The sequence below is a fragment of the Pseudonocardia sp. DxW genome (assembly GCF_058448985.1).
This window is the reverse complement of the sequence record NZ_JBZFLK010000001.1, coordinates 515,469-529,270: the sequence shown is the minus strand read 5'-3', so window position 1 is coordinate 529,270 and position 13,802 is coordinate 515,469. Positions and strand designations below refer to the sequence as shown.

Genomic DNA, 13,802 nt, shown 5'->3' with positions numbered 1-13,802 from the left:
GGCCCCGGTCCCGTGACAGCCCGGTGCCAGGTCCCGTGCCAGGCCCGTGCCAGGCCCGTGCCAGCCCCGTGCCAGGGCCCCGGCGCACGATGGACGCATGAACGCTCCACCGCCCGCCATCGAGGTCGACGGGCTCGTCCGCACGTTCGGCGACGTCCGCGCCGTCGACGGCATCTCCTTCACCGCCCGTCCCGGTCAGGTCCTCGGGCTGCTCGGGCCGAACGGCTCCGGCAAGACGACCACCGTCCGGATGCTCGCCACCCTGCTGCCGCCGACGGCGGGCCGGGCCACCGTGCTCGGGCACGACGTCGCTTCCGATCCGGCCGCCGTCCGCCGCCGGATCGGGCTCACCGGGCAGTACGCCGCGGTCGACGAGGCGCTCACCGGCCGCGACAACCTGGTGCTCATCGCGCGGCTGCTGGAACTTCCCGGCCGGGCCGCGCGGGCCCGCGCCGACGAGCTGATCGACCGGTTCGGGCTCACCGAGGCCGCCGGGCGCCGGGTCCGCACCTACTCCGGTGGCATGCGCCGCCGGCTCGATCTCGCGGCCAGCCTGGTCGGCGACCCGGAGGTGCTGTTCCTCGACGAGCCCACCACCGGTCTGGACCCGCGGCACCGCAACGAGGTGTGGGAGTCCGTCCGCCGGCTCGCCGACGAGGGCGTCACCGTCCTGCTCACCACCCAGTACCTGGAGGAGGCCGACCAGCTCGCGCACGATCTCGTCGTCCTCGACCGGGGCCGGGTGATCGCCGCGGGCACGGCGGCCGAGCTGAAGGCGGACACCGGCGGGCAGCTGCTGCACGTGCGGCCGGTCCGGCCGGGCGACGCCGCGCAGGTCGCCGCGGTCATCGCGGCCGAGACCGGCGGCGAGCCGTCGATCGCGCCCTCCGGCGAGGTCAGCGTCCCCGCCGGCGACCCGGGCGCGCTGGGCCGCGCAGACGGCCGGCTGGCCGAGGCCGGGATCGCGGTCGCCGAGATCGGGTTGCGGCTGCCCAGCCTCGACGACGTCTTCCTCACCCTCACCGGCCGGCAGGCCACCACCACCGATGGAGAGTCCGCGTGACCGCCGCCCTCACCGGCCGCCCGTCGCCGCCCGCCGCGCCGCCGGCCGGCGCCCGCCGCAGCCGGGTACCCGCCCCGCTGCGGCACAGTGCCGCGCTCGCCCGCCGCGGCCTGACCAAGACGATCCACTCGCCGGAGGCGCTGCTCGACGTCACCCTGCAGCCGATCGTCTTCCTGCTGCTGTTCGTCTACGTGTTCGGCGGCGCGATCGCCGGGAGCAGCGAGGACTACCTGCAGTACGCGCTGCCCGGTGTGCTGCTGCAGACCGTCGTGTTCGCCTCCGCCGGGACCGGGGTCGGGCTGGCCGAGGACCTCAAGACCGGGATCTTCGACCGGTTCCGGAGCCTGCCGATCTCCCGGGCGGCGCCGCTGGTCGGTGCGGTCGGCGCCGACCTGGTCCGCTACATCACCTCGGGTGTGATCATGCTGGCCTTCGGCTTCGCGCTCGGCTACCGCACCTCGGCCGGGCCGGTCGCGGTGCTGGGTGCGTTCGCACTGGTGGTGCTGTTCGCCTTCGCGATGTGCTGGATCTTCACCGCGCTCGGGGTGCTGGTCCGGGAGCCCCGGTCGGTGCAGGGCATCGGCGCGATGATCATGCTGCCGCTGACGTTCGCCAGCTCGGTCTTCGTCCCGGTCGAGACCATGCCGGACTGGTTGCGCCCGTTCGCCGAGGTGAACCCGGTCAGCCGGTGCGCGGACGCGGTCCGGGCCCTGCTCGACGGCGAACCCGCCGCAGCCGAGGTCACCGCGTCACTGGTGACCTCGGCGATCGTGGTCGCGATCTTCGCGCCGCTGGCGGTCACCCTGTACCGGCGGCGGACCTGACGTCATGGGCACGCAGTGGCCGGGGCGCGACGTCGCGCGGGGCGGCCCGGCCGCGGTCGATCGCCGTCACCGCGCCGCCCTCGCCGAGCGCGGCGACGACCGCGTCGCGGGTCGCGACGACCTCCGGATCACCCAGGTGAAGGGTGCCGCGCCGGGCGATCGCGACGCCGAGCAGCTCACCGGCGCGCTCCGGGTCGCCATGGGCGACCGCCCAGCGGGCGGACGCCTCGGCGGCCATGCCGAGCACCGGGCCGTCGTTGCTCTGCAGGGCGGCGTCGGCGGCGGCGTCGAGCAGCACCCGGGCGGCGTCGATCCGGCCGAGGTCCAGCTCGGCCGCGGCCGCGAAGGCGTGCTGCAGGGCCACCCGCTGCATCCGGCCGGCGCCGGGCCCGTCGGCCTTCCACGACTCGGCGAGCAGTGTCCGGGCGTGCACCGGCCTGCCGAGCCGCCGCTCGACGTCGGCGCGACCCCAGTCGATCCAGCTCGCGGGGCGCTGGTGCGGGTGCTCGCGCAGGTCGCTCGCGGCGAGCTCCAGATGTTCCCGGGCCCCGGCCTCGTCGCCCCGGCGGGCCGCGAGACCGGCCAGCTGCATCCGGTAGTGCGGGAGGTCGTCGAGGTTGCCCAGCTCCGCGGTCAGCGCGATCGACTCGGTCCAGGCGGTGCAGGCGGCCGTACCGTTGCCGGCCAGGTCCTCCAGCTCGCCGAGCGAGGCCACGGTGAGCCCGAGCCCGAACCGGTCGCCGACCGAGCGGAACAGCGGATGGGCGACCCGCAGGTAGGCGCGCTGCTCGTCGAGGTCCCCCTCGTTCTCCGCGTGCACCGACGCCAGGAACGCGGCCGCGCCGCGCAGCCACGGGTCCGCGCCCCGGGCGACCAGGGCGCCGAGCTCGGTGCGGTCGCCCGAGCGGAACGCCTCGGCGACCGGCCCGGCCAGGACGACGGCCGGGTGCCGGGGATGCGGCAGCCCGGGCAGCGCCGACCCGACGGCGTCGATCTCGGCGGGCGCACCCTCGACGGAGACGTAACCGGCGAGCAGCAGCGCCCGGATCGCCCGGTTCGTGGTGACTGCCGGCACGTCCGCCGGCGCGTCGAGCGCGGCCACCAGGTCCGACCAGTGCAGCAGCGCGATGTTCTCGCCGCGGATCATCCAGCTCCACGACACCGCCGCCAGCAGCCGGTGTGCGTGCTCCGGCCGCGGATCGGTGACGGCCCGGTCGAGTGCCCGGAACGCCTCGCCCTCGACCCGGCGCACCGTCGCCAGCGTGTCCAGCTGCGCGCGGGTGCGCAGCTGCGGCTCGGCGGGTTCGAGCACCGCCAGCAGCCAGTCGGCGTGTGCCCGCACCATCCGGCCGGACCCACCCGACTCGGCGAGCCGGGCCGCCGCGTACTCCCGGATCGTCTCCAGCATTCGGTACCGGGTGGGCCCGCCGCCCGGATCCTGGGTCGCGACGACCAGCGACTTCTCGACGAGCGCGTCGAGCAGGCCGAGCGGGTCGCCGTCCAGGCCGCCGCCCCCGCACACGGTCTCCACCGCGTGCGCGCCGACCGGCCCGGCGAACACCCCGAACCGGTCGGCCAGGGTGCGTTCGGCGGCGCCGAGCAGGTCCCAGCTCCAGTCGACGACCGCGCGCAGCGTCTGGTGCCGGGGCAGCACGGTGCGGCTGCCGGTCACCAGCAGCCGGAACCGGTCGGCCAGCCGGTCGGCGATCTCGCGCGCGCTCAGCGTCCGGGCCCGGGCCGCGGCCAGCTCGATCGGCAGCGGCTGCCCGTCGAGCCTGCGGCAGATCTCGGTGACGGTCGCCGGATCGGCGGTGAACCCGGGCGCGACCGCCGCGGCGCGGTCGGTGAACAGCCGGGCCGCCTGCGCGTCGTCGAGCGCGCCCAGCGGGTGCAGCACCTCGCCGGGCACCCCCAGCGGCTCCCGGCTGGTGGCGAGCACCGTCAGCCCCGGCACCGTGCCCAGCAGGTCGTGCACCAGGGTCGCGACCGGGTCGATCAGGTGCTCGCAGTTGTCCAGCACCAGCAGCAGCTCCCGGCCGGCCAGCGCGGTCCGCAACCGGGCCAGGGTGCCCGGCCCGGTGCGGTCGCCGAGGCTGAGATCGGGGCCGCCGACGGCGTGCAGCACGGTCGCCGCGAGCTGCTCCGGCCCGGCCAGCGGTGCCAGCTCGGCCACCTCCACCGGGCGGTCCAGGTCGCGCACCACCTCGGCGACGATCCGGGTCTTCCCGGCCCCGCCCGGCCCGGTCACGGTGACCAGGCGGGCACCCGCGAGCAGGGAGCGGAGCCGGGCCAGATCGTCCTCCCGGCCGATGAACGAGGTCAGCGCGGGCGCGCGGTGGCGCGGGGTCCCCGCCGGGCCGGCGCGGGTGGCCGGTGCCGGTGCCGCGACCCGGCCGTTCCCGGCGGGGGCGTCGTGCAGCAGCTCGGTGCGGGCGGCCCGCAGCTCCGGGCCCGGGTCGACGCCCAGCTCCGCGGCCAGCGCGGAGCGGGTGCGGTCCAGCACGGCGAGCGCGTCGGCGCGATGCCCGGACGCGTGCAGCAACCTGGCCAGCGCGACGGCCGAGGTCTCCCGCAGCGGCTGCTCGGCCAGCACCTCGGTGAGCACGCCGCGCAGCGTGCCGGGGGCGGGCGCCCCGTCCTCCAGGGTGCGGCGGGTCAGCTCCTCGGCCGTCGCGGCGCGGGCCTCGGCCAGCCGGGCCGCCGCCGACCCGGCGAACGCGACCTCGCGCAGGTCGGCCAGCGCCGGGCCGGACCACAGGCCCAGCGCCCGGTCCAGCAGCTCCCGGGCCCGTTCGCGGTCCGCGGTCGCGGCGGCCTCCCGTCGCAGCCGGGCGAACCGCAGCGCGTCGACCGCGTCGGCGCCGACGTCGAGCCGGTAGCCGCCGGGCGCCGAGCGCACCCGGTCGGCGCCCACCGACCGGCGCAACCGGGACACCAGCGACTGCAGCGCGTTCGCCGTCGACGGCGGCGCCTCGCCCCACAGCGCGTCGACCAGGGTGGCGGCGTCGACCGGGTGACCGGCGTCCAGCGCCAGGCGGGCCAGCAGCCCGCGCAGCCGCGGACCGGCGGGCAGCAACTCCGCACCGGACCCGTCGAGCGCGGACACGGTGCCCAGCAGCCGGATCTCCATCGGCGCTCATTCTGCCCGGAATGTGCGAGGCTCCGCCGGTGGATATGGACGAGGTGTACTCGGTCGACGGCCACCGGGTGCGATGGACCTCGCGCGGCGCGGGCCCACCGGTGGTGTTCTGCCACGGCACGCCGTGGTCGTCGCGGCTGTGGGCACCGGTCGCGGCGGCCCTCGCCCCGTCGCACCGGGTGCTCCTGTGGGACATGCCCGGCTACGGGACGTCGTCGAAGAGCGACGACGTGTCGCTCGGCGTGCAGGGCCGGATGCTGGCCGCGCTGCTGGACCACTGGGGGCTCGACGATCCGCCGCACGTCGTCGCGCACGACTACGGCGGCGCCGTCGCGCTGCGGGCGCACCTGCTGCACGGCGCCGCGTACGCCTCGCTGACCCTGGTCGACGTCGTCGCGCTCGCCCCGTGGGGCTCGGAGTTCTTCCGGCTCGTCCGGGACAACGCGGCCGTGTTCGCCGCGCTGCCCGCTCCGCTGCACGAGGCGCTGGTCCGCGCCTACGTGCGCGGCGCGGCGTTCCGCCCGTTGCGCGCCGACGACGAGGACATGCTGGTCGGGCCGTGGCTCGGCGCGGAGGGGCGGGCGGCGTTCTACCGGCAGATCGCGCAGGCCGACCAGCGCTTCACCGACGAGGTCGAGCCCCGCTACGGCGAGCTCGACCTGCCGGTGCGGATCGTGTGGGGCACCGAGGACACCTGGATCCCGGTGGACCGGGCGCACCGGCTCGCCGCCGCGATCCCGGGCGCCGAGCTGCACCTGGTGCCCGCCGCCGGGCACCTGATCCAGCTCGACGCCCCGGAGGCGCTGACCGCGCTGGTGCTCGGCGCGGTCAGCGGGCGCCCTGCGCCACCCGCGTCACCTGCGCCAGCTCGTCCAGCTTCGTGAGGGTCTCCGACTCGGGCAGCGTCGGCAGCAGGAACGTCACCCGCTCGATCCCGGCGTCGGCGTAGCCGGCCACCGCCGCCGGCTCCGGCGGGACGGCGAACACCGTGGTCGGCACGTCCGGCCTCCCGCGGTCGGCGAGCTCGGCGCGCACCCGCCGGATCTCGTCGATCGGCAGGTGCCCGCGCGGCAGCCACCCGTCGCCGACCTCGGCGAGCCGGTTCAGCGCGGCCCCGCTCTCCCCGCCGAGGTAGATCGGCGGGTGCGGCTCGCGGACCGGCTTGGGCCGGCAGAACGACCGCTCGAGGTGCACGTGCTCGCCGTGGAACTCGGCCTCCTCCTGCGTCCACAGTGCCTTCAGCGCGTGCAGCTGCTCGGTCATCAGCGGGCCCCGGGTCGCCGGGTCGACACCGTGGTTGCGCATCTCCTCGCGGTTCCAGCCGGCGCCGACGCCGAACAGCAGCCGCCCGCCCGACACCAGGTCCAGGCTGGCCGCCGACTTCGCGGTGTGGATCACGTCGCGCTGCGGGAGCAGGACGATCCCGGTGCCGAGCAGCAGATCGGTGGTCGTCGCGGCCATCGCGGTCAGCGCGACGAACGGATCGAGCGTGCGGTAGTAGACCCGCGGCAGGTCACCGCCGCCCGGGTACGGGGACTCCCGGCTGGACGGGATGTGCGAGTGCTCCGCGAGGAAGACCGAGTCGAACCCGCGCTCCTCGAGCGCGCGGCCCAGCGGACCCGGCCGGATGCCCTCGTCGGTCACGAACGTGGCGATGCCGAACTTCATGGTCCGTGGATACCCGATCCGGCCCCGGCCCAGTCGGCGGGCCCGGCCGGGTCACCGGCGCCGGCCGGGGCCGGTCCGGGTCAGTCCTGCCCGCCGAGCCGGCTCAGCAGCAGCGCCTCGGCGAGCACGCCGCGGCCGAACATGCCCAGGTGCAGGCTCTCGTCGATGCCGTGCCACCGGCTGGCCGGGTCGCCGACACCGGTGACCAGCACCGCGGCGCCCGGGAAGGTGCGCGCGAACTCGGCGATGAACGGGATCGAGCCGCCGATGCCGGTCTCCACCGCGGAGTTGCCGTACGCCGAGGAGAAGGCGGCGCGGGCGTGGTCGTACACCTCGCCGGTCGCGGACAGGCTGAACGGCTCGGCGACCCCGGTGCCGGGGGTCACCGTCACGTGCGCGCCCCACGGCACGCTGCGCTCCAGGTGCTCGGCGAGCGCCCGCTGCGCCTGCGTCGCGTCCTCGCCGGGGGCGAGCCGCATGCTCACCATCGCCCGGGCCCGCGGCAGCAGCACGTTCGACGCCTCGGCGACCCGCGGCGCGTCGATGCCGAGCACGGCGACGGCGGGCTTGACGTTCACCCGCTCCGGGATGCTGCCGGAGCCGATCAGCTCGACGCCGTCGAGCAGGCCGGCGTCGGCCCGGTAGGTCGCCTCGTCCGGGTCGGGGGCGTCCGAGCTGCCGTGCACCAGGCCGGGCACGGCGACCTCGCCCTTGTCGTCGTGCAGGGTCGCCAGCGTGCGGCAGAGCGCGGTGAGCGCGTCGCCGATCGGGCCGCCGTAGACCCCGGAGTGCACCGGCCGCTCCAGCATCGACACCTCGACGACGACGTCGACCAGCCCGCGCAGGCTGGTGGTCAGCGCCGGCACGTCGACCGCCGGGTTGGCCGCGTCGGCGATCACGATGACGTCCGCGGCGAGGCTCGCGTGGTGCTCGGCGAGCAGCGCGGTCAGCGTCGGCGAGCCGGACTCCTCCTCGCCCTCGATGAACAGCACCACCCCGACCGGGGGCCGCCCGTCGTAGGCGCGCAGCACCGCCAGGTGGGTCATCACGCCGGCCTTGTCGTCGGCGGCGCCGCGGCCGTAGAGCCGGCCGTCCCGCTCGGTCGGCTCGAACGGGGGCGTCGTCCAGTGCTCGTCGCCGCCGGTCGGCTGGACGTCGTGGTGGGCGTAGAGCATGACGGTCGGCGTGCCCTCCGGGCCCGGCCAGTGCGCGACGACGGCCGGCGCGCCACCGCCGGCGGAGATCACCTGCACGTCGGCCGCGCCGGCGTCGCGGGCCAGCGCGGCGACCGCGTCGGCGGAGCGCCGGGTGTCGTCGGCGTGCGCCGGATCGGCCCAGATGCTCGGGATGCGGACCAGCGCCTCCAGGTCGGTGCGCGCCCCGGGCAGGACGGCCGTGACCGCCTCGGCGAGCTCGGCCGGCGGGGTGCTGATCTGCTGGTCCGTCATGGGCTCGGATGCTACGCCCGGGCCCGTGCCGGATCAGCCGGTCACCGATCGCGGCGGCGCGCGTGCCCGGTTCGTCGCTAGGGTCGGGCGCATGTCCCGATTCCTGGCGACGTTGCTGGAGTCCGCGACCGGTCCCGACCGGGATGCCCGCGGGATGACCACCGGGGAGCCGCGCGAGCCGACCCGGCGCAGCTGGGCGGAGGTGCACCGGGCCGCCCGGGGCTGCGCGGACGCGCTGCGCAGGCCCGGCGCGGACGGCGCGCCCGCGCTCCCGGCCGGCGGGGCGGTCGGGGTGCTCGCCGGCGAGCCGGCGGCGATCGCGCCGACCGCGCAGGCGGTGTGGCTGCGCGGCGGCAGCGTCACGATGCTGCACCAGCCGACCCCGCGGACCGATCTCGCGGAGTGGGCGGCGGACACCGTCACCACGCTGAAGATGGTCGACGCGTCGATGGTGCTGCTCGGGGCGCCGTTCGACGCGCTCGCGCCGGTGCTGATGGAGCAGGGCATCCCGTTCCGCACGCTGGACTCGCTGGACGGCGACCCGGACGCGTTCGCCGCGGACGCCGCCGTCGCCGACGAGGGCGACACCGCGCTGCTCCAGCTCACCAGCGGCTCCACCGCGGCGCCGAAGGCCGTCCGGATCACCCACGCCAACCTGCACGCGAACATCGGCTCCATGGTCACCGCGTCCGAGCTGGACGTCGCATCGGACCGGATGGTGTCGTGGCTGCCGCTGTTCCACGACATGGGGATGGTCGGCTTCCTGACCATCCCGATGACGGTCGGGCTGGACCTGGTCACGGTCACCCCGGTCGACTTCCTCGGCCGGCCGCGGCTGTGGGCGGAGCTGATCTCGAAGTACCGCGGCACGGTGACCGCGGCGCCGAACTTCGCCTACGCCGTGCTGGCCCGCCAGCTCGCCCGGGTCGACGACGGCGAGCTCGACCTGTCGTCGCTGCGGATCGCGCTGAACGGCGCCGAGCCGGTCGATCCGGCGGCCGTCGCGGCGTTCACCGCGGCCGGCGCCCGGTTCGGGCTGCGCCCGGAGTCGGTGCTGTGCGCCTACGGGATGGCCGAGACGGCGCTCGGGGTGTCGTTCGCGCCGGTCCACACCGGACTGACGGTGGACCGGGTGGACGCCGCGTCGTTGGAGACGCACCGGCGCGCCGAACCGGCCTCGGACGGGCCGGTCCGGGAGTTCCCCGAGCTCGGGCCGCCGCTGCCCGGTCTCGAGGTGCGGGCGGTCGGCCCCGGCGGCCGGGTGCTCGGGCCGCGCGAGGTCGGCGTGCTGCACCTGCGCGGCGAGGCCGTGACGCCGGGCTATCTCACCGTCGACGGCCCGCGGTCCACCCAGGACGCCGAGGGCTGGTTCGACACCGGTGACGAGGGCTACCTCACCCCGGACGGCGCGGTCGTCGTGTGCGGCCGCACCAAGGACGTCATCATCATGGGCGGCCGCAACATCTACCCGACCGACATCGAACGCGCGGCGGCCGCCGCCGACGGGGTCCGGGCCGGGAACGTCGTCGCCGTGCGGCTGGCCGCAGGCGAGGGGCGGCACCGCGAGTCGTTCGCGGTCGCGGTCGAGGCGAAGGGCGCCGACAGCCCCGAGGCGGTCAAGGCGATCCGGGACGACGTGGTGCGCCGGGTGGTGTCCGCGGTCGGGGTGCGCCCGGCCGAGGTCGCGGTGCTCGCGCCGGGCACCCTGCCGAAGACGCCGTCGGGCAAGCTGCGCCGGGCCGCCACCGCCGACCTGCTCGGTACCCCCGGCTGACGCCGTCGTGCCGCCCGGCCCGGCCCGGTCAGCCGGGCCGGCGGCGCAGGTGCCGCCCGTAGGTGAGGACGACCCCGACGATCACGATCAGGCCGCCGACGAGCTGCGCGGACGTGTACGGGTCGCCCACCGCGATCGTGAACGCGGCGGTGAAGACCGTGATCAGGTTGAGGAACACGCCCGCGCTGCCGGCCGGCAGGACGAGCAGGGCCCGGGTCCACAGCAGGTACGACAGGACCGACGGGAACACCACGATGAACAGCAGCGAGCCGGTCGACGCCGGGCCGTCGGGCAGGGTGACCCCGGTGAGCAGGCCGGCCGGGGCGAGCAGCAGCACCGCCACCGCGGCCTGGGCGGCGGTCGAGGAGATCGGCGGCAGCGCCGGGGCGCGCCGGCCGACGACGGCGTAGCCGGTCCAGGACAGGATCGCCCCCAGCATCAGCAGCTCGCCCGCGCCGAACCCGGTGCGCAGCACGGTCGCCGGGTCGCCGTCGGTGACGACGATCAGCACGCCGAGCAGTGCGACCAGGATCCCGGCGACCGCGACCGGGGTCAGCCGCTCGCGCAGCAGGACCGCACCGGCCAGCGCGATCAGCGCCGGATTGAAGGCGTTGATCAGCGAGGCGTTGAAGGCGGTGGTCGCCGCCAGCGCGGCGTAGAGGAACCCGGTGTAGGCGAGCATCCCGAACAGCGACAGCGCCAGCAGCCACGGCCAGGCGGCGAGCACCCGCCGCCAGTCCGGGCGTTCGACCAGCTGGGCGAGCGCGACCAGCAGCGGCAGCGCCAGCACCCACCGGAGCAGCGTGAGGCTGAACGGGTCGATGCTGCGCACCGCCTCGGCCCCGACGATGTAGTTGCCCGCCCAGAACAGCGTCGCACCGACCAGCGATGCGGCGGCGCCGACGAGGCCGGGACGGGACACGCGCGGGACGCTCCGGGGCGGCCGGCGGTCAGCCGGACAGCGGGTGGAAGCGGTTCTGCGCCGCCTCCAGCCCGTCGGCCAGCAGTGCCTCGGTGGCGTCCGCGGCCAGGTCGATCCCGAGATCGAGCTCCTTCTTCTCGGCACCCGAGAACCGCTTCAGCACGTAGTCGGCCGGGTCCTGCCGGCCGGGCGGGCGGCCGATGCCGAACCGCACCCGCAGGTAGTCCTTCGTGCCCAGCGACCGGCTGATCGAGCGCAGGCCGTTGTGCCCGCCCTCGCCGCCGCCGCGCTTGAGCCGGACGACGCCGAACTCGAGATCCAGCTCGTCGTGCACGACGATCACCTCGGCCGGCGGGATCGAGAAGTACTGCACGAGCCCGGCGACCGGGCCGCCCGAGAGGTTCATGTACGTCCTCGGGACGGCCACGGTCACCGGCCGGCCGGAGAGCCAGCCCTGGGCCACGTCGGAGTTCGTCCGCTTGTGGACCGAGAACCGGCCGGCGCCGGCCCGCGCCGCCAGCAGGGCGGCGACGCGGGTGCCGACGTTGTGCCGGGTCTCGGCGTAGTCCGGGCCCGGGTTACCGAGCCCGACGACCAGCGCGGGCCCCGGCACGGGGCTCACTTGGCGTCGTCGGAGGACTCGTCCGAGCCCTCGGAACCCTCGGCGGACTCGGCGGCCGGCTCGGCGGCCTCCTCCTCGTCGGACGGCTCCTCGACGACACCGGCACCCTCGGTGTCGATCTCGGCCTCGAGGTCCTCCTCGGTCGGGGCCGGGACGACCTGGACGACCAGGTACTCCTCGTCGGTGCGCAGCTCGACGCCCTGCGGCAGGCGCAGGTCCTTCGCGAAGTACTGGGTGCCGATCTCGGCGTCCTCGACGGAGATCTCGATGTTCTCCGGGATGTTCAGCACGTCGGCCTCGACCAGGACGGTGTTGAGGTCCTGGGTGACCAGCGAGCCCGGGGCGGCGTCGCCGGTGACGACGACGTCGAGCTCGACCTCGACCTTCTCGCCGCGCTTGATGACGAGCAGGTCGACGTGCTCGATGTAGGGGCGCAGCGGGTGCACGACGACGGTCTTGGTCAGCGCGAGCTGCGGCGCGCTGCCGGCGACGTCGAGCTCCAGGACGGCGTTGCGGCCCTGCTCGCGGACGACGGCGGCGAACTCCAGCGACGGCAGCGACAGGTGCACCGGGTCGGTGCCGTGCCCGTAGAGCACGGCGGGGATCTTGCCGGCGCGACGGGTGCGGCGGGCGGCGCCCTTGCCGAACTCGGTCCGGTTCTCGGCGGGAATGCGGGTCTGGGCCACGGGGGTGCTCCTCGGTTCTTGCTGCGTTCTGCGCTGTGGAAGGCGTGCGCGCGGCGAGGAGCCGACCGGGATCGGCCCACGTCGATCACGGCGGGTCAGCGTGCACCCGCCCTCGCCGCGGAGATGCCCGAAGTCTACGGCACGGCTGCACTACACCCTGTGGCACCCACCCGCAACGGCTTCCCCCGGCTCCGTGACATCAGGCCGACAGGCGTCGGCGAAGTCCCTCGGCGGCCTGCGCCCCGCAGGCGAGCAGGAGCATGTCCAGGGGGAGCGAGCCGATTCCGGACTCCGTCGTGCGTGCTGCGACACGCGGGCTGTCCGGTGTCACCAGGTAGCAGCCGCCCCGGAATCGCGGATGCCGCTCCATGAGAGCCCCGAGCCCGGTGCGCGAGTGGCGCACCGAAGACCCGATCTCGAACGCGAGCGGGCCTGCCGGGTCGTCGAGGACGAGATCCACCTCGTATCTGTTGCGCTCGCGCCAGTGGAACAGGCGATGGCCGGACTGTTCGGCCAGTGAGTGCAGCGCCGCTGCTGCGGCGTTCTCGAGGAGGACCCCCATCTCGGACGGGTCGTCCAGCGGTGCGAGACCTCGCTGGAGGGCGGCGTTGCGCGCTGCTCCGTCGACGAAGTAGAGCTTTCGGCCCCGTCGCTGGACCGACTCCTCGCTAACGGAGTAGTTGGGGAGGGTGAACACCAGGAACGCCTGCTGGAGGTACCCGATGTAGGTATCGAGTGTCGGCTGTGACATCTCCAGGTCCCGGGCGATCCCGGTGGGCGTCAGAACCCCCGTGACCTGGGCGGCGAGCACGTAGAGGAGTCGTTCGAGGGCCATCGGGTTCTGCACGCCGTAGGACTGGGGTATGTCCTTGTAGACCGCTCGCTCGACGGCGTCGGCGCGCAGTATCTGCTGGGAGCGCAGGAGCCGATCGGCGTCGTCGAGGCGTCCCTGCTGGGACAGGAGCAGCTCGGGGAAGCCACCGGTCAGGAGGAACGAACGCCGGAGCTCGGCAGTACGTGCCGGATCCGGGAGACGGGAGGGGAGCCGGGCGAGCGTTCCGGCGAGCGTTTCGGCGACGTCGATCGCCGGCGCCTCGTCCAGCAGCTCGAGATACTCGAGGAACGAGTACGGAGCCAGGTACAGGTCGAGCCACCTGCCGATGCCGCTCTCCAGTCGACGCCCGCGGAGTGCGGCGGTCGCGCTGGACGTGGCGACGATCCGTACCGGCCACCGCTCGTCGAAGAACGTCTTCAGCCACAGGTCCCAGTCACGGGTGTACACCAGCTCGTCGAGGAAGAGGTGCACCGGGCGGTCGGCCGTCGCCTCGGAGTGGTCGATCGCGTGCCGTACGAGATCGGCCAGCGTGGTTCGCAACAGCACGGGATGATCGAGCCGCATCCACCAGAGTCGCCCCGGATCGACCCCGGCCCTGAGAAGATGGCGAACGGTCTGGTACATCGCCGTGGTCTTGCCGACGCGACGGGCACCGAGCACGATGAGGAACCTGCGCGGGTCGTCCCGGTGCAGCCGGCTCCACAGATGCTCGGCCAGTGGGCGTTCCACCGGTGGGGCGTAGGCGTCCGGCACCACGCCGCGCAGGTGCCACGGATTCTGCTCGGCGAGCACTGCAGCGGGGGTCCGGCTGGGTTGGCGAC

11 protein-coding genes are annotated in these 13,802 nt (G+C 75.2%); 4 read left to right on the top strand and 7 right to left on the bottom strand.

The window, feature by feature from the left end:
* The first annotated feature begins 97 nt into the window (after positions 1–97).
* Positions 98–1,063 (top strand): ATP-binding cassette domain-containing protein, encoded by a 966-nt coding sequence (locus ACVJO7_RS02635; RefSeq protein ID WP_491671529.1) that lies wholly within the window; start codon positions 98–100, stop codon positions 1,061–1,063.
* The gene (locus ACVJO7_RS02630) at positions 1,060–1,887 is read left to right on the top strand and encodes an ABC transporter permease (protein WP_491671528.1); all 828 of its coding nucleotides are present in this window, start codon (positions 1,060–1,062) and stop codon (positions 1,885–1,887) included. Before ACVJO7_RS02635 ends, ACVJO7_RS02630 begins: the two co-directional genes overlap by 4 nt.
* On the opposite strand, the gene ACVJO7_RS02625 is transcribed toward ACVJO7_RS02630, so the two are convergent.
* Entirely contained in the window at positions 1,862–5,017 is a 3,156-nt protein-coding gene (locus ACVJO7_RS02625; RefSeq protein WP_491671527.1) for an AfsR/SARP family transcriptional regulator, read from the bottom strand. The genes ACVJO7_RS02630 and ACVJO7_RS02625 overlap by 26 nt on opposite strands.
* A gap of 44 nt (positions 5,018–5,061) precedes the next feature.
* Between ACVJO7_RS02625 and ACVJO7_RS02620 the strand changes: the two genes are divergently transcribed.
* Entirely contained in the window at positions 5,062–5,910 is an 849-nt protein-coding gene (locus ACVJO7_RS02620; protein WP_491671576.1) for an alpha/beta fold hydrolase, read from the top strand.
* Here ACVJO7_RS02620 and ACVJO7_RS02615 read toward each other — a convergent pair.
* Both ACVJO7_RS02615 and ACVJO7_RS02610 read right to left on the bottom strand, forming a co-directional pair.
* The gene (locus ACVJO7_RS02615; protein ID WP_344026729.1) at positions 5,855–6,694 is read right to left on the bottom strand and encodes an LLM class F420-dependent oxidoreductase; all 840 of its coding nucleotides are present in this window, start codon (positions 6,692–6,694) and stop codon (positions 5,855–5,857) included. The two genes, ACVJO7_RS02620 and ACVJO7_RS02615, sit on opposite strands and share 56 nt — an antisense overlap.
* Before the next feature lie 80 nt (positions 6,695–6,774).
* On the bottom strand, positions 6,775–8,142 hold the full coding sequence (locus ACVJO7_RS02610) for a dipeptidase (protein ID WP_491671526.1): 1,368 nt from the start codon (positions 8,140–8,142) through the stop codon (positions 6,775–6,777).
* A gap of 91 nt (positions 8,143–8,233) precedes the next feature.
* On the opposite strand from ACVJO7_RS02610, the gene ACVJO7_RS02605 reads away from it, so the two are divergent.
* Positions 8,234–9,916, top strand: a complete 1,683-nt coding sequence (locus tag ACVJO7_RS02605; protein WP_491671525.1) for a fatty acyl-AMP ligase — start codon at positions 8,234–8,236, stop codon at positions 9,914–9,916.
* Positions 9,917–9,944: 28 nt separating this feature from the next.
* Here the strand turns inward: ACVJO7_RS02605 and ACVJO7_RS02600 are convergent, their stop codons facing one another.
* The 4 genes from ACVJO7_RS02600 to ACVJO7_RS02585 form a co-directional block, all read right to left on the bottom strand.
* Positions 9,945–10,838, bottom strand: a complete 894-nt coding sequence (locus tag ACVJO7_RS02600; protein WP_491671524.1) for a DMT family transporter — start codon at positions 10,836–10,838, stop codon at positions 9,945–9,947.
* A 28-nt stretch (positions 10,839–10,866) separates the two neighbouring features.
* On the bottom strand, positions 10,867–11,460 hold the full coding sequence (gene pth / locus ACVJO7_RS02595; protein ID WP_491671523.1) for an aminoacyl-tRNA hydrolase: 594 nt from the start codon (positions 11,458–11,460) through the stop codon (positions 10,867–10,869).
* Positions 11,457–12,146, bottom strand: a complete 690-nt coding sequence (locus ACVJO7_RS02590) for a 50S ribosomal protein L25/general stress protein Ctc (protein WP_344026719.1) — start codon at positions 12,144–12,146, stop codon at positions 11,457–11,459. The genes pth and ACVJO7_RS02590 overlap by 4 nt, the downstream gene beginning before the upstream one ends.
* Before the next feature lie 199 nt (positions 12,147–12,345).
* On the bottom strand, positions 12,346–13,773 hold the full coding sequence (locus tag ACVJO7_RS02585; RefSeq protein WP_491671522.1) for an ATP-binding protein: 1,428 nt from the start codon (positions 13,771–13,773) through the stop codon (positions 12,346–12,348).
* Between the last annotated feature and the right edge of the window lie 29 nt (positions 13,774–13,802).